23 protein-coding genes and 1 riboswitch are annotated in these 23,958 nt (G+C 66.2%); of the genes, 12 read left to right on the forward strand and 11 right to left on the reverse strand.

Annotated elements, in window-relative coordinates; translation table 11 throughout:
* Positions 1-89: 89 nt before the first annotated feature.
* Positions 90-1,088 carry a Bug family tripartite tricarboxylate transporter substrate binding protein gene (locus tag AC2YJX_RS21645; protein WP_082437638.1) on the forward strand — a complete coding sequence of 333 codons (999 nt, stop codon included), beginning with the start codon at positions 90-92 and terminating at the stop codon, positions 1,086-1,088.
* A 40-nt stretch (positions 1,089-1,128) separates the two neighbouring features.
* Here the strand turns inward: AC2YJX_RS21645 and AC2YJX_RS21650 are convergent, their stop codons facing one another.
* The 3 genes from AC2YJX_RS21650 to AC2YJX_RS21660 are packed head-to-tail and all read right to left on the reverse strand — an operon-like array spanning position 1,129 to position 4,809.
* A complete protein-coding gene (locus AC2YJX_RS21650) occupies positions 1,129-1,668 on the reverse strand; it encodes a hypothetical protein (protein ID WP_055401995.1) in 540 nt (179 codons plus the stop codon).
* Positions 1,665-3,605 carry an MFS transporter gene (locus AC2YJX_RS21655; RefSeq protein WP_487257243.1) on the reverse strand — a complete coding sequence of 647 codons (1,941 nt, stop codon included), beginning with the start codon at positions 3,603-3,605 and terminating at the stop codon, positions 1,665-1,667. The genes AC2YJX_RS21650 and AC2YJX_RS21655 overlap by 4 nt, the downstream gene beginning before the upstream one ends.
* 55 nt (positions 3,606-3,660) lie before the next feature.
* The gene (locus AC2YJX_RS21660) at positions 3,661-4,809 is read right to left on the reverse strand and encodes a hypothetical protein (RefSeq protein ID WP_487257244.1); all 1,149 of its coding nucleotides are present in this window, start codon (positions 4,807-4,809) and stop codon (positions 3,661-3,663) included.
* 136 nt (positions 4,810-4,945) lie between these two features.
* Here AC2YJX_RS21660 and AC2YJX_RS21665 point away from each other — a divergent pair, with 136 nt between their 5' ends.
* The 8 genes from AC2YJX_RS21665 to AC2YJX_RS21700 all read left to right on the forward strand — a co-directional run bounded on the left by AC2YJX_RS21665 (position 4,946) and on the right by AC2YJX_RS21700 (position 10,878).
* The gene (locus tag AC2YJX_RS21665; protein ID WP_055401999.1) at positions 4,946-5,677 is read left to right on the forward strand and encodes a helix-turn-helix domain-containing protein; all 732 of its coding nucleotides are present in this window, start codon (positions 4,946-4,948) and stop codon (positions 5,675-5,677) included.
* A 178-nt stretch (positions 5,678-5,855) separates the two neighbouring features.
* Positions 5,856-6,758 (forward strand): TetR/AcrR family transcriptional regulator, encoded by a 903-nt coding sequence (locus tag AC2YJX_RS21670; RefSeq protein WP_487257245.1) that lies wholly within the window; start codon positions 5,856-5,858, stop codon positions 6,756-6,758.
* Complete coding sequence (locus tag AC2YJX_RS21675) at positions 6,755-7,318, forward strand: DUF2867 domain-containing protein (protein ID WP_487257246.1); 564 nt, start codon at positions 6,755-6,757, stop codon at positions 7,316-7,318. Before AC2YJX_RS21670 ends, AC2YJX_RS21675 begins: the two co-directional genes overlap by 4 nt.
* Entirely contained in the window at positions 7,305-8,624 is a 1,320-nt protein-coding gene (locus AC2YJX_RS21680) for an ABC1 kinase family protein (protein ID WP_487257247.1), read from the forward strand. The genes AC2YJX_RS21675 and AC2YJX_RS21680 overlap by 14 nt, the downstream gene beginning before the upstream one ends.
* Positions 8,625-8,636: 12 nt before the next feature.
* Positions 8,637-9,062, forward strand: coding sequence for a DUF6463 family protein (locus AC2YJX_RS21685; RefSeq protein ID WP_487257248.1), 426 nt, complete (start codon positions 8,637-8,639; stop codon positions 9,060-9,062).
* A gap of 52 nt (positions 9,063-9,114) precedes the next feature.
* Positions 9,115-9,495, forward strand: a complete 381-nt coding sequence (locus AC2YJX_RS21690; protein WP_121508378.1) for a hypothetical protein — start codon at positions 9,115-9,117, stop codon at positions 9,493-9,495.
* Positions 9,496-9,682: 187 nt separating this feature from the next.
* Entirely contained in the window at positions 9,683-10,225 is a 543-nt protein-coding gene (locus AC2YJX_RS21695) for a YXWGXW repeat-containing protein (RefSeq protein WP_121508377.1), read from the forward strand.
* Between the two features lie 158 nt (positions 10,226-10,383).
* Positions 10,384-10,878 (forward strand): YXWGXW repeat-containing protein, encoded by a 495-nt coding sequence (locus AC2YJX_RS21700; RefSeq protein ID WP_218301489.1) that lies wholly within the window; start codon positions 10,384-10,386, stop codon positions 10,876-10,878.
* Positions 10,879-10,908: 30 nt separating this feature from the next.
* Here AC2YJX_RS21700 and AC2YJX_RS21705 read toward each other — a convergent pair whose 3' ends face one another.
* Positions 10,909-11,691: a 2-keto-4-pentenoate hydratase gene (locus AC2YJX_RS21705; protein WP_487257249.1), complete on the reverse strand. Its 783-nt coding sequence runs from the start codon at positions 11,689-11,691 to the stop codon at positions 10,909-10,911.
* Between the two features lie 224 nt (positions 11,692-11,915).
* Positions 11,916-12,037: riboswitch (glycine riboswitch) on the forward strand.
* A 91-nt stretch (positions 12,038-12,128) separates the two neighbouring features.
* Here AC2YJX_RS21705 and AC2YJX_RS21710 point away from each other — a divergent pair.
* Positions 12,129-13,448 (forward strand): D-amino acid dehydrogenase, encoded by a 1,320-nt coding sequence (locus tag AC2YJX_RS21710; RefSeq protein WP_487257250.1) that lies wholly within the window; start codon positions 12,129-12,131, stop codon positions 13,446-13,448.
* A 53-nt stretch (positions 13,449-13,501) separates the two neighbouring features.
* Here the strand turns inward: AC2YJX_RS21710 and sorU are convergent, their stop codons facing one another.
* Together sorU and sorT are read right to left on the reverse strand one after the other, a co-directional pair.
* Positions 13,502-13,825: a SorU family sulfite dehydrogenase c-type cytochrome subunit gene (gene sorU, locus AC2YJX_RS21715; protein WP_055395367.1), complete on the reverse strand. Its 324-nt coding sequence runs from the start codon at positions 13,823-13,825 to the stop codon at positions 13,502-13,504.
* Between the two features lie 122 nt (positions 13,826-13,947).
* The gene (gene sorT / locus AC2YJX_RS21720) at positions 13,948-15,159 is read right to left on the reverse strand and encodes a SorT family sulfite dehydrogenase catalytic subunit (protein WP_487257251.1); all 1,212 of its coding nucleotides are present in this window, start codon (positions 15,157-15,159) and stop codon (positions 13,948-13,950) included.
* Between the two features lie 223 nt (positions 15,160-15,382).
* Between sorT and AC2YJX_RS21725 the strand changes: the two genes are divergently transcribed.
* Both AC2YJX_RS21725 and AC2YJX_RS21730 read left to right on the forward strand, forming a co-directional pair.
* Positions 15,383-16,558 carry a rhodanese-like domain-containing protein gene (locus AC2YJX_RS21725; RefSeq protein WP_487257252.1) on the forward strand — a complete coding sequence of 392 codons (1,176 nt, stop codon included), beginning with the start codon at positions 15,383-15,385 and terminating at the stop codon, positions 16,556-16,558.
* 80 nt (positions 16,559-16,638) lie between these two features.
* The gene (locus AC2YJX_RS21730; RefSeq protein WP_055395363.1) at positions 16,639-17,964 is read left to right on the forward strand and encodes a hemolysin family protein; all 1,326 of its coding nucleotides are present in this window, start codon (positions 16,639-16,641) and stop codon (positions 17,962-17,964) included.
* A 75-nt stretch (positions 17,965-18,039) separates the two neighbouring features.
* Here the strand turns inward: AC2YJX_RS21730 and AC2YJX_RS21735 are convergent, their stop codons facing one another.
* The 5 genes from AC2YJX_RS21735 to AC2YJX_RS21755 all read right to left on the reverse strand — a co-directional run bounded on the left by AC2YJX_RS21735 (position 18,040) and on the right by AC2YJX_RS21755 (position 23,882).
* A complete protein-coding gene (locus AC2YJX_RS21735) occupies positions 18,040-19,374 on the reverse strand; it encodes an FIST signal transduction protein (protein WP_218301484.1) in 1,335 nt (444 codons plus the stop codon).
* A 78-nt stretch (positions 19,375-19,452) separates the two neighbouring features.
* The gene (locus tag AC2YJX_RS21740) at positions 19,453-20,325 is read right to left on the reverse strand and encodes a PhaM family polyhydroxyalkanoate granule multifunctional regulatory protein (RefSeq protein WP_218301483.1); all 873 of its coding nucleotides are present in this window, start codon (positions 20,323-20,325) and stop codon (positions 19,453-19,455) included.
* A gap of 87 nt (positions 20,326-20,412) precedes the next feature.
* Entirely contained in the window at positions 20,413-20,910 is a 498-nt protein-coding gene (locus AC2YJX_RS21745) for a copper chaperone PCu(A)C (protein ID WP_055395359.1), read from the reverse strand.
* An 81-nt stretch (positions 20,911-20,991) separates the two neighbouring features.
* Complete coding sequence (locus AC2YJX_RS21750; protein ID WP_199731276.1) at positions 20,992-21,552, reverse strand: YcnI family copper-binding membrane protein; 561 nt, start codon at positions 21,550-21,552, stop codon at positions 20,992-20,994.
* A 14-nt stretch (positions 21,553-21,566) separates the two neighbouring features.
* Positions 21,567-23,882 carry a TonB-dependent receptor gene (locus tag AC2YJX_RS21755; RefSeq protein WP_487257253.1) on the reverse strand — a complete coding sequence of 772 codons (2,316 nt, stop codon included), beginning with the start codon at positions 23,880-23,882 and terminating at the stop codon, positions 21,567-21,569.
* Positions 23,883-23,958 lie beyond the last annotated feature (76 nt).

Below are 23,958 nucleotides of genomic sequence, written 5' to 3' on the forward strand. Positions count from 1 at the left end.
GCTGGCACCGCTGGCCGGGCTGTCGTTGATCTGAGTGGCCCTGGCCTCGATGCTGGAGGCCGACGCTTTTCCCCTCCAAGGAGTGCCCCATGAAGTGCTTGCAGATCGACAGACGGCGTAGCGTGATCCACTTGGCAGCAGCCCTCGCGGGGCTGGGACTCGGCACGCCGTGGCTGGCGCACGCCGAAGGCTATCCGGCCAAGCCAATACAGCTCATCGTTCCCTTCCCGCCAGGGGGCGCCGTGGACATCGTGGGTCGAACGATCAGCAAGAAGCTGGGCGACCGCCTTGGCCAGCCCATCGTGATTGAGAACAAGGCGGGTGCAGGCACTGTGGTCGGAGCGGCCTTCGTGGCCAACGCACCCGCTGATGGCTACACGCTGTTGATCAGTTCAGGCTCCACGTTCACCGTGAATCCGGCGCTCAATGCCAAGCTGCCCTACGACCCCGTCAAGAGCTATGAGCCCATCGGCATGGTGGCCCGCGTGCCGCTGATCCTGCTGGCAAACCGCGAGGTGCCCGTGGGCAATCTCAGGCAGCTGATCGTGGCAGTGCAGCGCGCCCCCGACAAGTTCTCCTACGGCTCCTTTGGCAACGGCACCACCGGCCACTTCGCGGCAGAGCTGACGTGGTCTGCCGCCGGCATCAAGGTGATGCACGTGCCCTACCGAGGCAGCGCGCCCGCCATGAGCGACCTGATGGGCGGGCAGATCCCGTTCACCATCGACACCGTGGCCGCAGCGCTGCCACAGCTCAAGGCGGGCAAGATCAAGGCCATTGCCGTCACGGGTGCAACGCGGGCCACGCAACTGCCCGACGTGCCTACGGTGGCGGAAAGTGGCTTCCCCGGGTTCTCGGCCGACTCCTGGCTGGCCGTGGTTGCGCCACGCGGCTTACCCGCCGAGGCCAAGGCCAAACTGCACAAGGCCCTGGCCGACACCCTGGCGGACGCGGAGGTCCGCAGCAAGCTCATCGCCGCCGGGCTGGAGCCGTCGTACGCCACGGGCGATGCCGTGCTCACGCAGATCGAAGACGAGTTGCCACGCATGCGTGCAATTGCACAGCGCGCGCAGATCCGCGCGGATTGAACGCCGCGCAAGGCCCCTTGCTTTTGGCGTTTTTTGACTCTCAGCCTCGCAGCCAGGCCAGCATGTGCGGATAGGCCGGGGTTCCGCCCGGCAGGACCTGCGCGGGCAGCAGGGTGAGCCCCGCAGCGGCCAGGCCCGAGGCGCCCAGGTACACCCCCAGCTCAAAGGTGGTGCGCAACCCGACGGAGCGCCCGTGGTAACCGCCGTCATGGAACAGCACGGCGGAATCCAGCCCCAGGTGCCGAGTGGCCGCCCAGGCCCAGGCCGTGGCTTCGATCTCACCACCGTGGGCCACCTCGGGCAGGTCCTGCAGCGCATCATCCAGGGTGGACCGCAGCGCCGTGGGTACCACCGCCAGGTGGCCAGCTTCATGCAGCAGGTCTCCAGGCCAGCGCAGCCGCGCCCGGTCCACACGCAGGCCACCCCGCTCGATGCGGACGCCGGGTAGAAAACTGCCTTCGGGGACCTCGGCCTCGCAGACCGCAACGCCAATGCTGCGCAGGAAGGCCAGGATGCGGTCCGTCAATGCGCCGTGGTCCGCCGCTGCCGCTGCAGCGTTGGAGGATTCTTCGCGGCTCATGCTTGCAGCAGGTCCGCCACCCGGGTGCGCAGCAGCGCAGGCTGCACCTGCGTCGATGCCACCGGGCGGCCCACATTGAGCCCCACACGGCTGAAAAATCCCCGCCGGAACGGTCGCACCATGGCGCCGCCCTGCTCGATACGGCTGAAGTACGAGCCCCACAAATTGGTCAGCGCCATGGGGATCACGGGGGCCTCGATGCCCTCGGCACGTGCGCGCTCGATGATCTTCATGATGCCGCCCTTGAACTCCTGCAGCTGCCCGTCCTTGGTGATTCCACCTTCAGGGAAGATGGCCAGCAGGTCTCCCTCGCGCAGCACCTGCGCGGCGCGGTCGAAGGCGGCTTCGTAAGTCTTGGGGTCTTCCTTGTAGGGTGCAATCGGAATCGCCTTGGCGAGGCGGAACAGCCACCCCAGCACCGGCACGCGGAAGATGCGGTGGTCCATCACGAAGTAGATGGGGCGCGGGCTGGCCGCCATGAGCAACACGGCATCGACAAAGCTCACGTGGTTGCAGGCCAGGATGGCCGCGCCCGCCGAAGGCAGGTTCTCGTCGCCCTGCACCTTGAAGCGGTACACGAAGCGCGACGACACCCAGGCCACAAACCGCAGCAGGTACTCGGGCACCAGCATGAAGATATAGAACGCCACCACCGCGTTGGCGATGCCCGTGAACAGGAAGATCTGCGGCACCGTGAAGCCCGCGCCCAGCAAGGCACCGGCGATGAGCGAGCTGGCAATCATGAACAGTGCGTTCAGGATGTTGTTGGCCGCGATGATGCGTGCGCGGTGCGTGGGCTGGCTGCGCATCTGGATCAGTGCGTACATGGGCACGCTGTACAGGCCCGCAAACAGGCTCAGCAGCAGCAGATCCAGCATCACACGCCAGTGCGCGCCCTGGGCCATGAAGGCGGCCAGGCCCATGATCTCGGCAGGGGGCAGGCTGCGCGAGGCGAAGTACAGGTCGATGGAGAACACGCTCATGCCGATGGCGCCCAGCGGCACCAAGCCGATCTCGACATGGCGGCGCGAGAGCACCTCGCACAGCAGCGAGCCGATGCCGATGCCGATGGAGAACACCACCAGCAGCAGCGAGGCCACCTGTTCGTTGCCGTGCAACACCTCCTTGGCCAGGCTCGGAAACTGGCTCAGGAACACGGCGCCAAAGAACCACATCCAGCTGATGCCGAGCAGCGAGCGGAACACTGCGACGTTCTCGTGTGCCAGTTTCAGGTTGCGCCAGGTTTCCGTGAAGGGATTCCAGTTGATGGTCAGGCCCGGGTCGGTGGCGGGCAGCGGGGGAATGAACTGCGCGACCGCGCGCCCGGCCAAGGCCGCCACCACGCAGGCCACGGCCACCGTGGTGTGGCCAATGCCCGGGATGGCCACCAGCAGGCCACCGGCCACGTTACCCAGCAGGATGGCCACAAAGGTGCCCATCTCCACCATGCCATTGCCGCCGGTCAGTTCACGTTCGTTGAGCACCTGGGGCATGTAGGCGAACTTGACGGGGCCGAACAGCGTGGAGTGCACGCCCATCAGAAAGGTACACAGCAGCAGGATGGGCACGTTGTCGGTCATGAACCCGAAGGCCGCCACCAGCATGATGGCGATCTCCATGTTCTTCACGAACCGGATCATCTTGGTCTTGTCGTACTTGTCGGTCAGCTGCCCCGAGGTGGCCGAGAACAGCAAAAACGGCAGGATGAACAGCGCACCAATCACCAGCCCCGCCATCGCTGGCGGTAGCCACGACACGCTGAGCTGGTAGGTCACCATCACGGTGAACGCGAACTTGAAGAGGTTGTCGTTGGCCGCCCCAGAAAATTGCGTCCAGAAGAACGGCGCAAAGCGCCGCTGGCGCAGCAGGGCGAACTGGTTCGGGTCCTCATGCGTCGGCACTGGCGCCGCGCTGGCTGAGGGAGTCTCGGGGTGCATGCGTTTCTCCTCGTTTCCGATGGGTTGGCTTGTTGGAATTTTCCGTGCCCGCACTTCATGCGCCTTCATGGCTCTTCATGCGCGTGATCTGCGGGCAACACCCACGGCGTGGGCGCCATTCTGCCCGGACAGCGTGACGTGCGGCGCGCTCCGTGCAGCACTGTTGCGCAATGCCGCCAGGGCCCCAGAACGTGTTTACGATCTTTTCGGGGCCGCGTTGGGACGCAATCGGGATGAGTGGACGCTCCGGCTGCTTGCATGGGCTCGTGCCCATGCAAGCAGCCGGAGCGTCCAATCGCCCGATTTCGCCCCAACCCTTCGGGCAAGCACCTTGCCGGGCGGTCTGCGGCGTTGAGGCGCTTGTGGATAGCCGAGCTATCCACTGCGCACCACGCCTTGCATCCCATCCCGACAAGGTGCTTGCGCGGCCCTGAAAAGATCGTAAACACGTTCTTAACACGGGCCAGGCGGCGCCAGCAGCAAATACATGTTTGATGCTGTGGCCTGACACCCACTGGTGGGTGGCATCAAACACCGCGTGGTCCGCCGCCTCGAACAACTTGGCCACGGCATACAGGCCAATGACCGCGCCCAAGTGCACCGCCAGCGCGCCATCGCGCCGGGGCAGACAGGCGAGCGCCAATACCACCAGCATGCCGCCCAGTTGCACTACGGCCCAGGGCATCAGGTTGCCGGTGTGTGCCCACCACAGCACGGCCAACGGCCCCGCCAGCAGCACCGCCCACGCCATGGCCCAGCCTGCCCGTTCGCTCACGCGGCTGGCCGCCAGCCCCAGCAGTCCTGCAAACGGCAGCACCATGCCCAGCCGGTCCCACAGCAGGCCCGCATCCTGCGGTTGCCAGTGGTAAACGCTGGAGCCCACGGCCGTACACAGCAGCCCCGCAAAAAACAGGGCGGCCAGCGCGCGCGAGGTGGGATCCAGCGCTCCTGGCGCCAACCGGCGCAGCGCCCACAGGCCCCACACCCCTGCGATGGCAAACGGCAGATTGCTGAGTACATCCACCGCGCAAGGAATGCCCCACAGCGCCCGCTGGTCGGCAAAGGCATGCTGGTGTGCGCTGGCGGGCAGCACCGGGCCGAACAGGGCCAGCGCCAGCAACGCGGCCGCGCCCAGCACGAGAGCCATTTCAGCGCGGGTCGCGGGCTTGTGGCGCCGGGTGGGGAGAGAAATCAGAGAGGTCATGGTCGTCACTTCCGTGGATGAGTGGGGATTGCCGCGCAGTGTGTTCAGCCGCAGTCACCCGGACACCAGAAAGTCGCTCAGAGGGCTACCAAAGCCACCTCAGGTATTGATAATTGATACCAAGGAGCCAAAACCCATGAGCACGACCGCCGACCTCGTCACCGCCCTGAAGAAGGAACTCAAGACCGCGCAGATGACCTACGCCGACCTGGCGTTGGCATTGGGCATGGCCGAGTCCAGCGTCAAGCGCATGCTGGCCAAGGGCGACATGCCGCTGTCGCGCATCGACGCCATCTGCCGCGCACTGGCGCTGGACTTTGCCGATCTGGCGCGGCGTGTGGCCGACGAACAGCCGCTGTTGAAAGAGCTGACGCAAGAGCAGGAAAAAGCCGTGGTGGGCGACAAGAAACTGCTGCTGATGGCGATTTGCGTGCTCAGCCAATGGACGCTGGAGCAGGTGACCACCGCCTACCGCCTCACCGAGGCCGAGGGCATCAAGTACCTCGCACAGCTCGACCGCATCGGCATCATCGAGCTGCGGCCACTGAACCGCTACCGCCTCAAGCTGGCCAAGACCTTTCGCTGGCGCCCGCATGGCCCGGTGATGAACTACTTTCGTGACCACGCGTTGCTGGACTACTTCGCGGGCGGCTTTGACGGCGCGGGCGAAGGCGTGCTGCTGGTGCACGGCAACATCAGCCGCAGCCTGGCCCCAGCGTTCATGGAGCGCATGCAGCGCGTGGCCCAGGACTTTGCCCAGCAGCACCTGGCCGATCAGAAGCTGCCCGACCGCGAGCGCGAGGGCTACACCTTGCTGCTGGCGATGCGCAGCTGGGAGTTTGAGGCGTTTGCGTCCATGCGGCGCTGATTTACTCTTATTTTGATAGCTATCAGCGCTTTACCAAAAAGCGCCAGAGGCCAAAAACACCCTGAATTTATGAGTTGAGCACAGCGCTAGCAGCTGTGCTGTGCCACCCCTGCTTGACGCAACAAACAGAAAATACTATTCTTTAAATAACAAATTTTGTTTATTTAAAGATAGTCAAATGAAAACCACCCGCCAGCAACAAGACGCCACGCGCCGCCAGATCGTGGCCAGCGCGGTGGACCTCATGACCCGCCAGGGCTTTGACGGCACGACGATGAAAGACATCGCGCGTGCAGCAGGCATTGGCGACGCCACGATCTACAAATACTTCCCCACCAAGGACCGCATCGTGCTCGGCTACCTGGACGATGTGGTCCACCAGGCGCTGGCCGAAACCCTGCAGACGCCAGGCTTCGCGGGCTATCAGCTGCAGGAAAAGCTGCAGCGCCTGACCGACGCCGTGCTGGAGCGCCTGCTGGCCGACCGCGAATTTGTGGCCCAGGTGCGCAGTCTGGCGCGGCGCTCGCCGCTGTCGATGCTGGCCGAGCCCCTGGCGGCGCGCCAGAGCCTGCGCGAGGCCGTCGCCAGCTTTCTCGAAGCGGCAGAGGCCAGTGGCGAAATCGAGCCCTGCGACTTCAAAGGCATGGCGGGTGGGCTCTACACCGACTACCTGGCCGGTGTGGTGACCTACTGGCTGGCCGACACCTCCGACGAATTTGCCGACACCACGCAGCTGGTGGACCTTTCGCTGGGTGTGCTGGTGCAGGCGCTGCGTGGCGGGCTCGTCAACCGCGTGCTGCAACTGGGCGGCTTTGTGCTGCGCAGCCAGATGGCCCGCATGGTGCAGCACAGCAGCGGCCTCATGGGGATGCTGCAGCTGGCCAAGCAGGCCATGGCCAGCGCGCCCTACAGCACTCCCCAGGCACACCAGGCCCACACGGCAAACGCCGGTTCACCCGCATCGCCAGAGCCTTCCAAGCCGCCCCGTGCGCCGCGCAAACCACGCGCAGCCAGCCCAGTCCCGCCCCCCAGCACCACCGCCAAGCCCGCCGCCACGCCACGCAAGAGGAAGTCCGCATGACCACCGCCCCCACCGTGCGCGAAACGCAGGTGCCCGCAGGCACCGCCATCCATGCCAGCTTGCCCGGCGCCCATTTTTTTGATGCCTACGAGGTGGCTGACGGCCAGCCATCCCATACCGCCCTGCAGGCCTGGCTGGACGTGGTGGCCCGCACGCCGCGCTGGACACAAATGCTCATGACCGTGCGCAACAAACTGGTGCGGCTGGTGGGCCTGAAGGACCTGGGGCAACTGCACGATGGGTACCCCCCCGCCAGCGGCAGATCGCTGCGCGAGGCCAGCAGCTACCGTGTGGGCGACCGCGTGGGCATCTTCCGCATCCGCCACCTGAGCGACACCGAAGTCGTGATGGGCCAGGACGACAAGCACCTCGACGTGCAGGTTGCACTGACCAAGCACAGCGGACGGACCGAGACCTCTGGGCCGCCGACCATGGTGCTCAGCACCGTGGTGCACATCCACAACACGCTCGGGCATGCCTACATGGCGGTGGTGACACCCTTTCACCGCCGCATCGCACGGGCCATGGTGCAACGCCTGGCAGACCATGGCACGCACTGAACCGCCGCGCACCGGCCGCCTGGCGCGCGGCACCATCACGGGCATCGCTGCCGCGCGCATCGGGATGGCCCAGCTGGGGCACCGCGTGCGCACGCCATCTGCCCAAGCGCAGGCCGACCACGAAGCCGCCCTCGGCCGCATCCTCTTTGGCGCGCTGGGCCAGTTGCGGGGCTCGGCGCTCAAGGTGTCGCAGTTGCTCAGCATGCACCCCGGCCTGCTGCCCGACGGCGTGCGGCAAGAGCTGGCGCGCGCCCACCACCAGGCCCCGCCACTCAACCGCGCGCTGGTGGGCCGCGTGTTCCGCCAAGCTTTCGGGCAGGAGCCCGAGGCATTGTTTGAACACTTCGAACCCACCGCCTTCGCCGCCGCCAGCCTGGGCCAGGTGCACCGCGCGCAGCTGGCAGGCCACGGCACGGTGGCCGTGAAGGTGCAGTACCCCGGCATCGCCGCCACCATCACCAGCGACATGCAGCTCATGCGCGCCGCGCTGCGCGCCCTGGCCCATACCGACATGCCGCTGCCCGCCAACACCGTGGTGGACAGCGTGATGACCGAGATCGAGGCCACGCTGCTGCGCGAGGTGGATTACCTGCAGGAGGCCGAACAACTGCAGTGGTTTGCACAGCACGCGGCGCTGCCGGGCGTGGTGCTGGCCCAGCCCATCCTGTCGCACACCCGGGCCCAGGTGCTCACACAGCAGTTTCTGCCGGGCCAGCATCTGCAGGACTGGCTGGCCTCGCAGCCCACGCAGGCGCAGCGCGACTGTGCCGGACAGCACCTGTGGGACTGGTTCATGCACTGCCTCTTTGTGCTGGGCCGAGTGCACGCCGATCCGCACCCGGGCAATTTCTTGTTCGCACCCGATGGCACCGTGGGCGTGCTGGACTTTGGCTGCACGCGCAGCCTGTCGGAGCACTTTCGCACCCAGGTGACAAAAGCATGGTCCGCACTGCTGCGCCCTCCCACCGACCCACAGCGAGACGCGCTGGTGCTGCAAGCCTACCAGGCACTCGGACTCGTCAACGCCCGCCTCACCGTGCCGGCCTACACCGCCGAACTCGCGCCCGCACTGGCCGACATGCAGGCCTGGCAGATGGAGCCCTTCACGCAACCGATTTTCGATTTTGGCGTCAAGACGCCGCCACCCATCACCGCCGGACGGCACCAGCGCATGCTGGGCGAGCACCTGGTGCAGGTGCCCTGCGAGATGCCCGCGTTCGAGCGCATGTGGATGGGCCTCATGCACCTGCTTACGGGGCTGGGCGCGCGTGTCCACACGCATTGCCCCGCCCTTCTTCCTTCATAGGACCGCACCCACATGACCTCCCTGACCTCCCCGTCCCCTCGCTCCACGGCCATACCGTTTCGCAACCGCTGGAAGGGCCAGTGGATGCTGGCCGTGGCGGTGCTGCACACTCTGTATGCCGCCGTCGTGTTTCCGACCCAGCTGCAAGAAATCGTGCGGCGCGGCGTTTTCAACAGCGTACAAAAAGACCCGGCCGTGGGCGCCGTGGTCTGGTTTGTATTGTTCGGCGTGTTGTTCGCGTTGCTGGGCTGGGCCATCCTGCTGGCCGAACGCAACGCTGCCCTGGCGCCCGTTCCTTTGCGCGGGCTGGGTGCCGGGTTGCTGGCACTCACGGTGCTGGGCATTGTGCTCATGCCTTCCTCCGGTTTCTGGCTGGCGCTGCCGCCCGCGCTGGCGCTGTGCTGGCCCCAAAGCGCTGAAGGCGAAAAAGGCGGTTGATGCGCAGCGTCTGCACCTTCCACGGCCATCCTGATTGAACTAGAAACTGTCCATGAATACTGCGCTGGTACTGGCAGCCGGGGGCCTCGCCCTGGTGGGTGTTGCGCACTCGGTGCTGGGTGAATTGCTGGTGTTTCGCGCCCTGCGCACAGAGGGCATCGTGCCCACCGGCGGACGGCCCGTGCTGCGGGAGTGGCAGGTGCGCATTCTGTGGGGCACCTGGCACCTGGCCACCGTGCTGGGCTGGGCCCTGAGCGCCTTGATGTGGCGCCTGGGGACCGCGCCCGTGGACGCGGACCTGGGAGCCTGGGTGGCCGATGTGGCCGGGGTCGCCACGCTGGCCAGCGGCGTGCTGGTGTTCTATGCCACTGAGGGCCGACACCCTGCCTGGTTTGCCCTGCTCGTGGTGGCGGCGCTGGTGTGGTGGCGCTGAAGGGCCGCACTACGTTCACGGGGTGGGCAGCTTGCCGGAAGTGTGAGAAAAATCACGGAAACCGCTGCTGCTCCTGCTGCAGGAAACACAACTTCACAAGACTTCGCAATTCGCCTACACCGGCTTGACGCAGCATCTGCACCATGAAGTCTCCGGTTCCGCAAGGAATCATTCTGAGGAGATCACCATGGCCCGCAATGCACTCGCCGCTGTTTCCATCGCCTTGCTGTCTCTGGGCGCCGCAACGGTGGCGCAGGCACAGACCAGCGCCACCGTTGTCATCCAGTCGGGGCAGCCCCACCACTACCAGGCGCCAGCGCCCATGGTGGTGCAATACGGCCCACCACCGCCCCCCCGCCATGAAGTGGCGCCCCGCCCTCGGCACAACATGGTGTGGGTGCCCGGCTATTGGGATTGGCGCGGCCACCGCCATGTCTGGGTCCAGGGCCACTGGGTGAAGGCGCGCCCTGGTTACTACTACCGCGAGCCGCGCTGGGTGGAACACGGCGGCCGGTGGGACCTGCGCCCCGGCCGCTGGGACCGTGATGGCGACGGCATCCCCAACCGCTATGACCGTGACCGCGATGGTGATGGTGTTCCCAACCGCTACGACCGCGATCACCACGACCGAGACCGCGATGGCGTGTCCAACCGCTACGACCGCGACCGTGACGGAGACGGCGTTCCCAATCGGCACGACCGCCGCCCGGACAACCCCTACCGCAATTGAACGATTGAACAGCTGAAGGAGCGCGGAGGCTCGCGAGCCCCCGCGCCCACTCCCCCCTTTGGCCTACGCCCGCCCCCGCTGAGCACCTACGTGGCGCCGCGCACCAGGCCGCCACCATGCAAAGACCGATTCCGCCAGGAATCACCCCGGAGACCACCATGACCCGCCAAACACTGACCGCAGCCGCCATCGCCCTGATGGCACTGCTGCCCCTCGTACCGACACACGCGGCCATTCAAGGCACCGTCGTCATTCAGTCCGACCAACCACAGCGTGGGTACCAGCCCACGCAGACCTACGAGGTGATTCCCGCGCCCCCACCACCACGGTACGAAGCCGTGCCGCGCCCACGCCGTGGCCAGGTGTGGGAACAAGGCCATTGGGAATGGCGCGGCAACCGCCACCGCTGGGTGAAGGGCCACTGGGTACAAGCGCGCAGCGGCTACCAGTACCGGCAGCCCCAATGGGTGGAACGCGATGGCCGCTGGGAAATGCAGCGGGGCCGCTGGGACAGTGACGGTGACGGCATTGCCGACCGCAACGACCGGGACCGCGATGGCGATGGCATCTCCAACCGCAATGACCGTGATCGCGACGGTGACGGCGTGTCCAACCGCCGCGACAGCCAGCCGGACAACCCGCGCCGCAACTGATCTGCCGCGTTCCACGATCCTCGAAACGGTTCAGTCGAATTTCACCTCGGCGCGACCGACACCAGGAAAGTCGGCAACCACCACCGTGCCCGGCGCCACCATCACGGTGCCGGTGCAGGACCCGGTGGTCACCCACTGCCCTGCGCGCAGCCCTCCCAGGCTGCGCGCGCCTTCGTTGGCCAGCCACACCAGCAACCGCAGCGGGTCACCTGCCGGGTTACCCCAGGTGGCGTGCTGCACGGCCACCGACCCGTTCACCGACAGGCTGACCCCTTGCACCAAGGGCTGCACCGAAGCCACATCGGTCAAACCCGAACCCACGATCAGCGCCCCATGGCAGGCCTGGTCGGCCAGGCGACTCCACTCCCCTTGTTGTGCCCAGGCGGCAAAGCGCGTGTCGCACACCTCAATGGCGGCACGCACCGACACCATGGCGGCCAGCACCTCGGCCGCGCTGTAGGGCGTGGCGCGTGCGGGCAGGTCTGCGCCCAGTTCGTACACCAGCTCCGCCTCCACCCCCATCACGGCAAAGCCTGTGGCCGACAAGTTGACCTCCTGGCCAGGTTGCTCCACCCACACCGAGTCGCGGGTCAACGCCGCACGCGCGGGTTGGGCCTGGGGCGACGCGGCGCCCACTTTCCATCCCGCGACCTCGCCGCGCTCACGCACTACGGCGTCCTGCACGGCGTAGGCCTCGGCCGCATCGCGAGGGCGCAATGCAACGGGCAGATCCAGCGGCCGGGGCGTGCGTCCCTGGCGCGCCATGGTGATCACGGCGGCGCTGGCGAAGGGGTCAAAGGCGGTATCGGGCATCGGGAAAGCGTCCTGGGGGTGGGTCAAATCGCCGGATTATGGCGACCCCATGTCGCCGCCAGCATCAGCAACGATTGCCACCCATTAGCCGCCCCAAACACCCCACCGCCGCCCGCACCCTCCTAGAATGGCCCCCGCAGGAGAGCACGGCAGGCCACAAGGCCCACCGCTGCACCGAAGGCGCAAACTCCCATACACGCTCAGGTCCCGTACTGCACCATTTATCAAAGCCGTCTGGAGAGCCGCCACCACCTGTCAGCAGCGTGGAGGCGCACCGAAGGAGCAAACCGCGTGCCATGTGGGCAGCGCGGTGAATCTCTCAGGTACCAAGGACAGGGGGAGCGGCAGCTTGGCGGACGCGCGCTGGCTGCTTGCTATTGAATCAATAGCTGCCAACGCATATCCATCAAGCGCTGAACCCTTAAAAGGCTTCAAAAATGCGCGTGATCGTTTTGGGCGCCGGCTTGCTCGGCGTGACTTCGGCTTATTTCCTGCAACAACTTGGCCATGAGGTCACGGTCATCGACCGCCAGGGTGCGCCCGGTGCCGAGACCAGCTTTGCCAACGGCGGCCAGATCTCGGTGAGCCACGCCGAACCCTGGGCCAACCCCAGTGCGCCGCTCAAGGTGCTGCAGTGGCTGGGCAAGGAGGATGCGCCCCTGCTGTTCCGCATCCGCGCCGACATGCGCCAGTGGCTGTGGGGCCTGTCCTTTTTGCGTAACTGCACGCCAGCGCGCACGCGCCACAACATCGAGCAAATCGTGCGCCTGGGCACCTACAGCCGCGACACGCTGCAGCAGCTGCGCGCGGCAACCGGCCTCCAGTACGACCAGCGCACGCAGGGCATCCTCCACTTCTATACCAACCAAAAGGAATTCGACGGCGCGCTGGCCCCGGCCGAGCAGATGCGCCAGCTGGGCTGCGAGCGCCAGGTCATCAGCGCCGACGAGGCCGTGCGCCTTGAACCAGCGCTGGCCCACATCCGCCCACAACTGGCGGGCGCCACCTACACGGCCGAGGACGAATCGGGCGATGCCAACCAGTTCACACGCGAGCTGGCCAAGCTGTGTGAAGCGGCGGGCGTGCAGTTCCGCATGGGCCACCACATCACCGCACTGCGCGAGGCAGGCGGCCGCATCGACCACGTGGAAGTGACCAATGCCGAAGGCCGCTTCGAGCGCGTGCGCGGCGATGCGTTTGTGCTGGCCATGGGCTCGTTCAGCCCGCTGCTGGCACAGCCGTTGGGCATCCACCTGCCGATCTACCCAGCCAAGGGCTACTCGGTGACGATGCCGGTGAAAGACGCCAGCAAGGCGCACCAGGTGAGCCTGACAGACGACGAGTTCAAGCTCGTGTTCTCGCGCTACACCAGCGAACGCGGCGGTGATCGCCTGCGCATTGCAGGCACGGCCGAGCTGAACGGCTACGACCGCCACCTGAACCAGGTGCGCTGCGAGGCCATCGTGCGGCGCGTGGAGCAGCTCTTCCCTGGCGCGGGCGACGCGAGCCAGGCCCAGTTCTGGAGCGGACTGCGCCCGGCTACACCGAGCAACGTGCCGCTGATCGGCAAGACCAAAGTGGGCAACCTGTTCCTCAACACTGGCCACGGCACGCTGGGCTGGACGCATGCCTGCGGCTCGGGCAAGGCGCTGGCCGACATCGTGAGCGGCCGTGTACCCGAGGTGGACTTTGCGTTCCAGGGGTTGCAGGGGCGCGCAGCCGGGGCGGCGCTGGTGCCGTCGCGCACGGCGGCCTGAAGCAGCGCGCGGTTGCAGCGAGGCAGCGCTGCAACCGCCACGAAAGCCCGCGCCTACTTGGCCGCGCCCGTGGCGTGCGCCACAAACTGTGCCACGGCCAACATGTCCTTTTCGCTCATGCGCTCGGCATACGAGGGCATCACGCCGATGCCTGCCTTGAGCGCACGCAACACGCGGCCGGCGTCGGGTTTCAGCTCATCCAGCACCGGGCCCACCTGGCCCTCGGCACCGGCGGCCTGCAGCGTGTGGCACACCGCGCAGGCGGGCTGGATCTTGGTGAACAGCTCCTTGCCGCGCGCCAGCTCGGCCGGCTCGGCGGCCCAGCTGGCACCCGCCCACAGTAACGCTAGCCCTACCAGCAAACCGCCTTGCGGCATCCGATGCCGTCCGATAGCGGCGCGCACCCACGCCAGTGCCACCGTGGAACTGGCTCTGCCAGGCCACGGGTGGCGTCCCCCTCTCGGGGGGAAGGCGCAAAGCGCCTCTGGGGGGAGCGATGTCATGCCACAGTCACAGTGACGGCGTGGTCGCGCCAGCTGGCGTTGTTGTAGCCGCCCAGGTTTTCCTCGCGCTGCTCGGCCTGCACATTGCCCGCCGTGTCGGTGGCGCGGCTCGCCAGCACATGGGTGCCCGCCTCCAGGCGCACGGGCAGCGCAAATTGCCGCCAGGCAAACGGGCCCAGGTCGGGGCCGATGAGCTTGGCCGCCAACCAGGTCTTGCCGCCATCGGCCGACACCTCCACGCCCTTGATGCCGCGCGTGCCGCCAAAGGCCACGCCATGCACCTGCACCTGTCCGGGCTTGAGTGCGCCTTTGTCCGGCAGCGGCCCGTTGATCCAGGACTTCACGCCCATCTCCCACACCGAAGGCTGGTCGGGGCTGGCTTTGGAGCCGGGGGGCGACATGCGGTAGCCGTGCGACATGATGCGCGCCTGCGACTGCGCGCTGGTGAAGGCCACGCGCTTGACGTACTTGATGTTGTTCACGCCCTGGTAGCCCGGCACCACCAGCCGCAGCGGGCCGCCATGCGCCAGCGACAGCGGCTCGCCGTTCATCTCCCAGGCCAGCAGGGCGTCGTCCATCGCCTTCACGGGCACCGAGCGCTCCACCAGCACGGAGAGCGGGTCCACACCTTCGGGCAGTTTCTCGCCGCCCGTGCCGGTCAGGTAGGCAGCACCATCGGCCAGCCCGCCCAGGGCGGCCACCACGTTGCGCAGCGGCACACCGCTCCAGACCACACAACCGGCAGCGCCCACCGACCAGGGGGTGCCGCTGGGCTTGCTGGGGAAAAATCCCCGGCCATTGCCCGAGCATTGCAGCACGGTGGCTACGGTCTCCACGCCCAGCGTCCTGAGTTCGGCCAGGGTCAGGCTGCGCGGGCTCTTGACCCCTTCGATCGCCACGGTCCAGGCATCGCGGTTGTCCAGGATGGCGGCGTCGGGCGCGGGCAGGTTGTTGCGCACATACAGCTGGTTGGACGGCGTGATGACACTGGTGCCAAACGCGGAGCGACGGGTTTCGAGAGTGCTGCTGCTGTGCACGATCAGCGCGTCCGGTGACTTCCATCCTGCATACGCGGGCAGCGGCTTGGCAGCGGCTGCTGCCTGCTGGGCACGCGCACCGCCGGCCCATCCAGCCAGGCCCAGCGCGCTCAAGGCGGCGGCACTTCCGGCCAGCATGTGGCGCCGCGGCAGGATCATGGAATCTTTCATGGAAACGTCTCCAAATAATGGGATGGACAAAAACTCTTTGTTGCCCCCGCCCACCCGGCAGGCACAGGGATCGGGTCAGCCCGCATTCTGTGCGGGAGCTCTGCGCGCCGCACGTACGGCTTCGTTAGCAGAAGTAACAAGAACAAAAGATCAGAAACATTCGTACGCAGGTGCGGGGGCCCTGGGCATATTCGCGGTTTGTTTTGGGGAGAGGAACCGCGCAATGAACATCACCAGAAAATCGACCCGCGGCCCGCTGGGACCGCTACTTGGCTTATGGCTGTGTTGCAGCGCCGCCCAGGCCCAGCTGACGGCCATCGTGGCCGTGGAGCCCACGGCCCGCAAGGCGGCGCACTCCATCCTGCGCACCTCCGCAGAATCGGGCCTGTCGAAGGCCGCTGGCCAGCCCGTGGCACTGACCACCAGCGACGACCTGGCCGATGTGATGCGCGCCACGCGCAGCGCGGGATATGACATCTTCATTGGCCCTGCCCAGGTGGCTGCGTCCGCGTTGCAACGCGGCTACGAGCTGGTGGGCGCCACGCACAAATCGGACAGATACCTGCTGGTCGGGCTGCAGCAGATCGCTGCGGTGCCTGCCATGAAAGGCCGACGGCTCTATCTGCCCCAGCAGGATTCGGTCTACACCTACATGGCGCGCGGCATGCTCAATGAGGCGGGGCTGTCGTTCCAGGACCTGCGCGCGGTGCAGTACGAGAAATTTCCCCAGGCCGGCCTGACAGCCCTGACTCTGGGCACGGCGGATGCCACTGTGGTGCGCGAGGACGACTGGGCCGAATGGTCGGTAGCGCACCCCGGCCTTGCGCGGGTGCTGGCTACATCGCAGCCGGTGCCAGGCGGGTTCTCCATCGTGGTGAAAAAAGACCTGCCGGCGGATGCGCGCAACAAGCTGGCCCAGTGGTTCAGCGCGTCGTCCTCCGCCAGCGGCCTGCCACCAGCCTCCGTCCGCCCGGAGGCCGTTGAGTACCGACGTGTGGCCGAGCTGGGGCTGTTCACCCCCACGAGCCTGCCTGGGGTGAAGCGCATAACTGCGCGCGAGGCCCAGACCCTGCTGGTGCAGGGCGCCACGCTGGTGGACACCCGCACCGAGAAGGAATTCAAGACCAAGCGCATCCGGGGCGCCGTGTTTGCAGCGTATGTGGAAAAGAGCCTCAAGGACGTGGCCTTCAATGCCGCACAGGATGATTTCCAGGCGCTGGACAAGCTTCAGGGCGTGGACAAGGCCAAGCCGGTAATTTTTGCGTGCAATGGCGCCGAATGCTGGAAGTCCTACAAAGCTGCCAAGGTGGCCACAGCCAAGGGGTTCCAGTCCGTGTACTGGCTGCGGGGGGGACTGCCCGAGTGGGACGAAACGGGCCTCCCGACCGAAGGTGGCTAGGAGCCAGCGCAGGGTCTCTGGCCCCTGTCCTTACAATTGGTCGCTTCTCAACACCCAAGGGCGCGCAAGGCGCCCTTTGTATGGAAATAGCAATACTGTTCGCCCTCATCCTTCTCAACGGCCTGTTTGCCATGTCCGAGATCGCTCTGGTCACGGCCCGCAAAGCCCGGTTGCAAAAGCTGATTGATGAGGGCGATAGCGGCGCCGCCGCTGCCGTGAAGCTGGGCGAAGACCCCACGCGTTTTCTCTCCACCATCCAGATCGGCATCACATCGATTGGCGTGCTGAACGGTATCGTGGGTGAGGCCGCCTTGGCTGGGCCCTTGGCGTTGTGGCTTGAAGCACTGGGCGTTCCCATGCCTTTTGGCAGCTACGCGGCCACCGGCCTGGTGGTGGTGCTGATCACGTATTTCTCTATCGTGGTGGGTGAACTGGTGCCCAAGCGCATCGGCCAGTCGTACCCCGAGACCTTTGCCCGCCTGGTGGCGCGGCCCATCAACTTTCTGGCGCTGGCCACCAAGCCGTTTGTGCTGCTGCTGTCCACCTCCACGCGCACGCTGCTGCGCCTGATGGGTGTGAAGGAAACCAGCGGCAGCCCGGTGACCGAAGAAGAGATCCACGCCATGCTGGTGGAGGGCACCACTGCGGGCGTGATCGAATCGCACGAGCACACCATGGTGCGCAATGTGTTCCGGCTGGACGACCGTCAGATCGGCTCGCTGATGGTGCCGCGTGGTGATGTGGTGTGTCTGGATATGGATGCGTCGTTTGAAGACAACCTCAAATGCATCGAGGAATCCGACCACGCACGCTTTCCGGTGGTGCGCGGCGGCATGGACAACATCCTGGGCGTGATCAACGCGCGCCAGTGGCTGTCGCGCACGCTGCGCGACAAGGCGCGCGGCGGCCTGGCCGACCAGCCGCTGCAGACAGCGCTGTATGTGCCCGAAACCATCACGGGCATGGAGCTGCTGGACAACTTCCGCCTGTCGGACGTCCACATGGCGTTTGTCATCGACGAATACGGCGAGGTGCAGGGCATCGTCACGCTGCAGGACCTGATCGAGGCCATCACCGGCGAGTTTCAGCCGCGCGACCCGGAGACCTCCTGGGCGCTGCAGCGCGAGGACGGCAGCTGGCTGCTGGACGGCCACATTCCCGTGCCCGAGCTGAAAGACCGCCTGAACCTGGATGCCGTGCCCGAGGAGGAACGCGGCCGCTACCACACGCTGAGCGGCATGATCATGCTGCTGACTGGCCGCCTGCCCAAGGTGACCGACACCGTGCAGTGGGAGGACTGGAAGCTGGAAGTGGTGGACATGGATGGCAAGACCATCGACAAGATCCTGGCCACGCGCCTGACCCCCGAGGAAAAGGCCGAAGCAGACGACAACGGCGCGGGCTGACCTGGCCCCTCCATGGAGCACCGTCTCCGCCAGGGCCCGCCCTGGCGTTCCCTGCGGGCAAAGCGGCTCAGCCGCTCAGCGGGCGTTCGGGTCGTCGTCAACGAAAACGGTGAGCACCCCGGTGTAACCATACAAGTGGTGGTGCGCAATTTCCCCACCGGCAAAGAACCCGGCCAGCGGCACGTCACCCAGCGCGTGGCGCACGATCTGCAGCTCGGCGCTGGGCCCGCCAAAATGCGGGCCGCCGCGGCCCGAGCAGCTCACATAGATAGCCCCACAGATTCGCCGCCCTGCCTGGGGCGCCGCGCTGGCGCCTGAGGCGCTGTTGGCAGCGGCCATCTCGCCATCCGCGCTGGACGACGACACCAGCGACGCGGGCTCCAGCTCTTCGGGCGAGAGTTCTTCGCGAATCTCGGCGCAGATGCGCATGAGGTCGGCACGCGCCGCTGCCACGTTGCGCTGACAGAACGCCAGGTGCATGCCCGGCTCCACATGGTCGGCCAGTGCCACGCCCCGGCGGCTGCCGTCCAGCCCCACGATGTGGCGCACGCGTGTGTCGGTACCAAAGTGGCCCGTGCGGCGCTGGCCCTGGGGCTGCTCGCCCGCGCTGACCAGCCCGGCCAGCGTGGCGCGCACCTTGCGCAGCGCGGGCTGCGGGTCGCCACCATCCAGCGACACCTGCAGCGTATCGAGCAGCACGTCCAGCGCGGGCTCGCCATCGAGCGCGAGCACCACGTTGTCCTGCGCGGCGGTGATCGTGCGCAGCGCGCCCACGGGCTGGCAGCCCTGCGTAACGCGCGACACCAGCGCCACCCCGGCACCAAACGCCACGCCCGACAGGCCACCGTCAAATACCCCGCTGGCACCACCCTGCCCGGCCATGTTGCCGTCGCCCCCCACGGCAAACTGCACACTGCTGGTGCGGCTGGCAGAGAGGCCACCAAACAGGTAGCCCGTGTCGGTGCGTGCAGCCATCTCGGTCAGCAGCTCGGCCAGTTCGGGCGTGCGGCCATCGGCATGCACCAGGGCGGTATGGGCCACAAACCCACTGCCCGGGTGTGGCGCATGCGTGGGCAGCGGCGCCACGCCCGAGAACACGCGGTACTGGTCTGCGGGCACATCCAGCAGCATGACCGACAGCGCGGGCTCGTCAAAGTACTCGGCGTTGTTGGCCGACACGCCCACCCCCACGGTGCCGCTCCAGTCGGTGACCTCAGGCAGTTCGCCGCTCAGGTAGTCGAGCAGCGCCTGGGCGTCGTTGCCATAGTGGTCGGTGATGTAAAGCAGGCCCAGGGTTGGCGCTGCAGCGTAGTCGGGCAACGCCATCTGGGCGCGCAGCTGCGCCAGCACCAGCGCGGCGGCCATGCGCCATTGGGGGTGGGTGGCATGGCCAGTGGGAAATAGTTTCATGGTGGTGATCTCCATGCCAGGGCGGTGGCGGGCAGATATTGCACCACCTGCGGGTTGTCACACCCGCCCACGTTGGCGTCAGCCCGCTCGCTTGCGGGCGGCTGGGCTGCGGGTGCTGCTGCTGGCCTTCTTGGCGGCGGGTTTTGCCGGGGTTTTGCGGACTGCAGGCTTCTTGGCAGCGGTGCTCTTCTTGGCGGTGCCCGATGCAGCGGCGCGCTTGGCACCGCCCTGCATGGTCTGCATGCCCTTGGCGGCAAACTGGCTGGCCATGCCGGTGGCTGTCTTGAGGGCTTCTTTGGCAAGGCCCGTGGCCATGTTCTTCGTGGTGTCGATGGCGGTCTGCTTGGCCGCATCCTTCATGGCGTTGGCGGCGATCTGCTGGAACTGACCGGTGAGTGCGCCCCACCACTGCATGGGGTCCACCACGGTAGGCGCGGCAGCGGCCGATGCCTTGCTGCCTTTTGTTTTGGCCTTGGCAGGCGGGGCAGCGGGTTCGGCGTCGTCACCCTCGTCTTCGGCTTCTTCTTCGGCTGCACTCACACGTCCCGTAGCGCGGGCGGCGGCACCAGCCACAGCCTCGGCGGCGCCCGTCACGGTGTCGGCGGCTTTCTGTACGCCGCTCATCACGGTGTCAGCCGTCTTGAGCTTGAAGGCGTTGGCCACGTCCCCCATGCTGAAGTTCATGCCCTTCAGGGTGGCCAGGGTCATCTTCTGCACTTCCAGCGCCTGGATGGTGGCGGCCAGCGCGCGCGAGTTCTGCTCCAGCCAGAACTGCACGGCCTTGAGTTCGTCGATGCGCTTTTCCAGCTCTTCGACGCTGATGGTGGGCGCCACCCAGTTGCTGAGGTTGGGCAACTGCGGAATGCTGCTGGACGCCCCCTTGGCCAGGCTCTGCAGAAAGTCAAAACCGGGGACAAGTTTGCCGAAACCGAAATTCGATGTATCGCTCATGGCCGCTCCGCAAGAGGTGGGTCTGTGGTGGAGTCACAGCTTACTCCAATGCGTTGCGCAGGCGAAGCGGCCGCAGATGCGGAGATGTCAGTGTTTATGCCCATTCATCATGGTGCCTGCGGTGGCACCACCGGGTGCTGCCGTGCCCACGGGCACGGTGAGGTCGAGCTTGCTTTCCACGCCCTTGGCGTCCTGAAACACCAGGGTGAGTGGCACCGAAGCGCCTTTGGCCAGCGGAGCCTTCAGGTCCAGCAGCATGACGTGGTAGCCACCGGGCTTGAGTTCCACCGTCTTACCCGCAGGCAGGTCCAGCGCAGGCACGGCGCGCATCTTCATGATGTCGCCTTCCATCTTCATCTCGTGCACTTCGGTGATGCCCGCAGCGGGCGACTCGGCGCGCACCAGGCGGGCGCCGTCCTGGGCGGTGAGGCGCATGAACGCACCGGTGGCCTTCTGGCCCTGCACGCTGGCGCGCGCCCAAGCACCTTCGACTTTGACGGCAGCGGTCTGTGCCCATGCGGGGGCGCTGGCGAGTACAGCGGCCAGTGTGGAAACCAGGGCGGCAGTGTGAAGCAGTTTTTTCATGATGGATGCCTTTCGGTGAGTGAGAGAACGAGAAGAAGGGAAGAGGGACGGGAGAGGGAGAACAGGCCGTGGGCCGGACTGTCAATGATGGTGGGCAGCGGCGCCGCCCGTGGGCAGAATCTCCAGCGCTGCGGCGGGGGACTTCAGGTCCGAGAGTTTTTGGCCCGCCTTGGGCACCTCGGTCCAGTCGTTTTTGCCTTCCGCACACACCTGGCGCACGGGCCAGTACACGGTGCCGGCCTGCTCGGGCGCCTGGGCCACGAGCACGAACTCATCGTAGTGCGCGCTTTGCAGCATGTCGTCCGGCGTCTTGGCCGTCCAGGTCACACGCACCACGTCTTCGGTGATGCTGCGGCCGTGGCTGGTATAGGGCTGGGCGAGCTTTTCGCGCTGTACATCGAGCGTCCAGCCCGGCTTGGGCATGGGGCGCGCGCCACGCATGCCCGCCGGGATGTCCACCGCGATCTGCCGCGTGGGCGACGCACCGCACCCGTGGCCCACCTTGAATGTGGCCTTGTAGCCTGCGCCCGCCGGGGCGACCTGGTATTCGAGCACCACATGAGCGGATGCAGAGCCAAAAAGGCCTCCTGCGCCTGACAGCAAAGCGATTACAGCTATCTTTTTCATAGTATTCAGAGACATGGGATGTATTCCTTTCAGAGACTGACCTTGAGCTCAGCGAGGTAAGTGCGCTGCGGGTAGGGGTGGAAGTTCCAGAACTGGTAGTTGTTCAGGTTGTCGATGCCCACGGCGGCACTCACCTGCTGGGTAATCTGGTAGCGCACGCGTATATCGGTGGTGAAGTAGCGGCTGGCGCCCTGGTAGGCAAAACCGTTCACGTCGGTGTTGTCCAGCGTGCTGTACTGCTTGCCGCTGTAGCGCGCGCCCAGTGTGTACGACCATTTGTCGTCCGGCCGGTAGGTGGCAACGGCACTCGCGCGCCACTCGGGGATGCGCGGCTGCCACTTGCCCACGCTGGCGGGGAACTTGTCGTTGCGGGTGATCTTGGAGTCCGTCCAGGTCAGGCTGCTGCCCAGCTCCAGCCCGCGCATGAAGACATTGGTTGCCTGGTACGACAGTTCCAAGCCCTTGGTGAGGATGGCGTCCACGTTCTGCACGTTGGTCACGTTGGGTGTGACGAGCACATTGGTCTGGGAATACAACGCGTCTTTCGTGCGCTCAAAGAACGCTGTGAGGCGCAGCAAACCGTTGCCCATGTCGCGCTCGGCGGTCAGCTCGGTGGTCCAGCTTTTTTCAGGCTTCAGGTTCGGGTCGTTGTTGATGAGCGTGCCGCTGCCACTGATGCCACCCTGGTACAGCTCAGACACGGTAGGCATGCGCACCGCACGGCCGGTGGAGGCCTTGAGCACCCACAGGTCATTGGCCTGCCAGGCCACGGCGGCCTTGGGCGAGAAGTACGTCTCGTTGCGCTCGGGGTGGCTCAGCGTGGTGGTGGCATTGCCGGTCTGGCCGTTGCTGGCGCTCCAGCGTTCGGCGCGTGCGCCGAGCACGGCCTTCCACTTCGGCGCGATCTTCCAGGTGTCTTGCGCCCACAGGCCCAGCAGTTGGGTGTCGCCGTTGAAGGCCTGGTTGCGCGCGCCCGCAGCGCCATTGATCCAGTTGCTGGTAGCGTTCTCCACCGTGCGCAGCTGGTAGCTGTCGCGCTGCAGGCCAAAGTCCACAATGTGCGCGCCTTGCACCCCATCGGGCCGCCAAGTGCCCTTGGCGGCCAACGTGTTCCAGCCCGTGCCCTTGCTGTTGACGATGCGGCCCGCGCCGCCGTTCAGCGCGACCGGCAGTGCCACGGTGGCTGCACGCAGTGTGTCGGTCTGGTAGTCATACAGGCTGGCAGCTACTTCCCAGTCGAACACGCCCTTGGTGTTGCTCTTGACCGAGAGCCCGTGCATAAAGTGCGTGAGGTTCTCGTTGGACACATTGAAGTCCGTGGGCGCGAGCGTGTACGAGCGGCCATTGATGTTGACCGTGCCGCCGTACACCGCATTGCCGTTGGCATCGCGCAGGTAGCTGGTGGGGCGCCCCTCGGATTCGTTGTGCCACCAGCCCAGGGTGTAGGCCGCGCGCACGGTGGGCGAGAAGTCGTAGGCGATCTTGGCCTTGATGTGGTCTTGCTGCGTGTGGTACTGGGTGGCAGTGCCCAGCAGGTACCAGGGCTGTTTGCTTCGGTTGTTGCCCAGCACAGCACCGGTCACGGGCGTGCCCGCGTTGCCCACGGTGCCGGCGGACACGAGGCGCGTGGGGAAGGTGAGCGGCTGGCCTTCGCTGTCGGTCTTGTTGAAGTTGAGGAACCAGGACCAGTCGCCGTTCTTGTTGCCGACGGATGCGCTGACCTGCTTGCCCGCATAGGTGGCACTGGTGCCGTACAGGTCGAAAGGCTGGTGCTGGACGCTGACCTGTCCGTGTGCCTCGAACCTTGTTGGCATGCGCGTGACGTAGTCCACCACCGCGCCCACCGAGTTACCTGCATACGCAGCTGAGAAGGGGCCGTAGAGCACATCCACGCGCTCGATCTCCTCGGGCGTGACCAGCATCCAGCGCGGCGCGTTGGTGGGGCCGTTGCCGAGGTAATTGCTCAGCAGAATGCCGTCGGCAAACACCATGGAGCGTGCCGGGTTGCCCGTGCCCGAGGCGCGCGTGGACAGCACGGCGTGGTTGTAGTCGCCGATGTAGCGCTTGCGCACCAGCAGGCTGGGCAGGTACTTGAGGGCGTCTTCGCTGTCGGTGGCGTTGATCGAATGCTCGATCTGCTCGCGCGTCACGCCCTCGATGGTGGTGGGAATCTGCGTGGGCAGCGAGGTGGGCTGGCCGCCGCTGATGGTGACAACGCCCAGTTCCTTGACGGGGGCATTGCTGTTGCCGGCGCTGTCGACGGTCTGGGCCAACGCGGAAACACCCACGCAGAGTGCGAGGGGAAAGGCACTGGCCACGGCCAGCGCCATGCGGCTTTTGCGCATGGGAACTCCTGAATTTCAAGTCAAATAGGCTGTCAGCGCTTATCTATCAAGCGCAAACAGCTATTAAAAATATAGC

The sequence above is a fragment of the Acidovorax sp. SRI_002 genome (genome assembly GCF_057586455.1).

What these genes read in the sequence shown, in the direction of transcription:
- AC2YJX_RS21645 (WP_082437638.1), top strand. Translation starts at nt 90, where the DNA reads ATGAAGTGCTTGCAGATCGACAGACGGCGTAGCGTGATCCACTTGGCA.
- AC2YJX_RS21650 (WP_055401995.1), bottom strand. Translation starts at nt 1,668, where the DNA reads ATGAGCCGCGAAGAATCCTCCAACGCTGCAGCGGCAGCGGCGGACCAC.
- AC2YJX_RS21655 (WP_487257243.1), bottom strand. Translation starts at nt 3,605, where the DNA reads ATGCACCCCGAGACTCCCTCAGCCAGCGCGGCGCCAGTGCCGACGCAT.
- AC2YJX_RS21660 (WP_487257244.1), bottom strand. Translation starts at nt 4,809, where the DNA reads ATGACCTCTCTGATTTCTCTCCCCACCCGGCGCCACAAGCCCGCGACC.
- AC2YJX_RS21665 (WP_055401999.1), top strand. Translation starts at nt 4,946, where the DNA reads ATGAGCACGACCGCCGACCTCGTCACCGCCCTGAAGAAGGAACTCAAG.
- AC2YJX_RS21670 (WP_487257245.1), top strand. Translation starts at nt 5,856, where the DNA reads ATGAAAACCACCCGCCAGCAACAAGACGCCACGCGCCGCCAGATCGTG.
- AC2YJX_RS21675 (WP_487257246.1), top strand. Translation starts at nt 6,755, where the DNA reads ATGACCACCGCCCCCACCGTGCGCGAAACGCAGGTGCCCGCAGGCACC.
- AC2YJX_RS21680 (WP_487257247.1), top strand. Translation starts at nt 7,305, where the DNA reads ATGGCACGCACTGAACCGCCGCGCACCGGCCGCCTGGCGCGCGGCACC.
- AC2YJX_RS21685 (WP_487257248.1), top strand. Translation starts at nt 8,637, where the DNA reads ATGACCTCCCTGACCTCCCCGTCCCCTCGCTCCACGGCCATACCGTTT.
- AC2YJX_RS21690 (WP_121508378.1), top strand. Translation starts at nt 9,115, where the DNA reads ATGAATACTGCGCTGGTACTGGCAGCCGGGGGCCTCGCCCTGGTGGGT.
- AC2YJX_RS21695 (WP_121508377.1), top strand. Translation starts at nt 9,683, where the DNA reads ATGGCCCGCAATGCACTCGCCGCTGTTTCCATCGCCTTGCTGTCTCTG.
- AC2YJX_RS21700 (WP_218301489.1), top strand. Translation starts at nt 10,384, where the DNA reads ATGACCCGCCAAACACTGACCGCAGCCGCCATCGCCCTGATGGCACTG.
- AC2YJX_RS21705 (WP_487257249.1), bottom strand. Translation starts at nt 11,691, where the DNA reads ATGCCCGATACCGCCTTTGACCCCTTCGCCAGCGCCGCCGTGATCACC.
- AC2YJX_RS21710 (WP_487257250.1), top strand. Translation starts at nt 12,129, where the DNA reads ATGCGCGTGATCGTTTTGGGCGCCGGCTTGCTCGGCGTGACTTCGGCT.
- sorU (WP_055395367.1), bottom strand. Translation starts at nt 13,825, where the DNA reads ATGCCGCAAGGCGGTTTGCTGGTAGGGCTAGCGTTACTGTGGGCGGGT.
- sorT (WP_487257251.1), bottom strand. Translation starts at nt 15,159, where the DNA reads ATGAAAGATTCCATGATCCTGCCGCGGCGCCACATGCTGGCCGGAAGT.
- AC2YJX_RS21725 (WP_487257252.1), top strand. Translation starts at nt 15,383, where the DNA reads ATGAACATCACCAGAAAATCGACCCGCGGCCCGCTGGGACCGCTACTT.
- AC2YJX_RS21730 (WP_055395363.1), top strand. Translation starts at nt 16,639, where the DNA reads ATGGAAATAGCAATACTGTTCGCCCTCATCCTTCTCAACGGCCTGTTT.
- AC2YJX_RS21735 (WP_218301484.1), bottom strand. Translation starts at nt 19,374, where the DNA reads ATGAAACTATTTCCCACTGGCCATGCCACCCACCCCCAATGGCGCATG.
- AC2YJX_RS21740 (WP_218301483.1), bottom strand. Translation starts at nt 20,325, where the DNA reads ATGAGCGATACATCGAATTTCGGTTTCGGCAAACTTGTCCCCGGTTTT.
- AC2YJX_RS21745 (WP_055395359.1), bottom strand. Translation starts at nt 20,910, where the DNA reads ATGAAAAAACTGCTTCACACTGCCGCCCTGGTTTCCACACTGGCCGCT.
- AC2YJX_RS21750 (WP_199731276.1), bottom strand. Translation starts at nt 21,552, where the DNA reads ATGTCTCTGAATACTATGAAAAAGATAGCTGTAATCGCTTTGCTGTCA.
- AC2YJX_RS21755 (WP_487257253.1), bottom strand. Translation starts at nt 23,882, where the DNA reads ATGCGCAAAAGCCGCATGGCGCTGGCCGTGGCCAGTGCCTTTCCCCTC.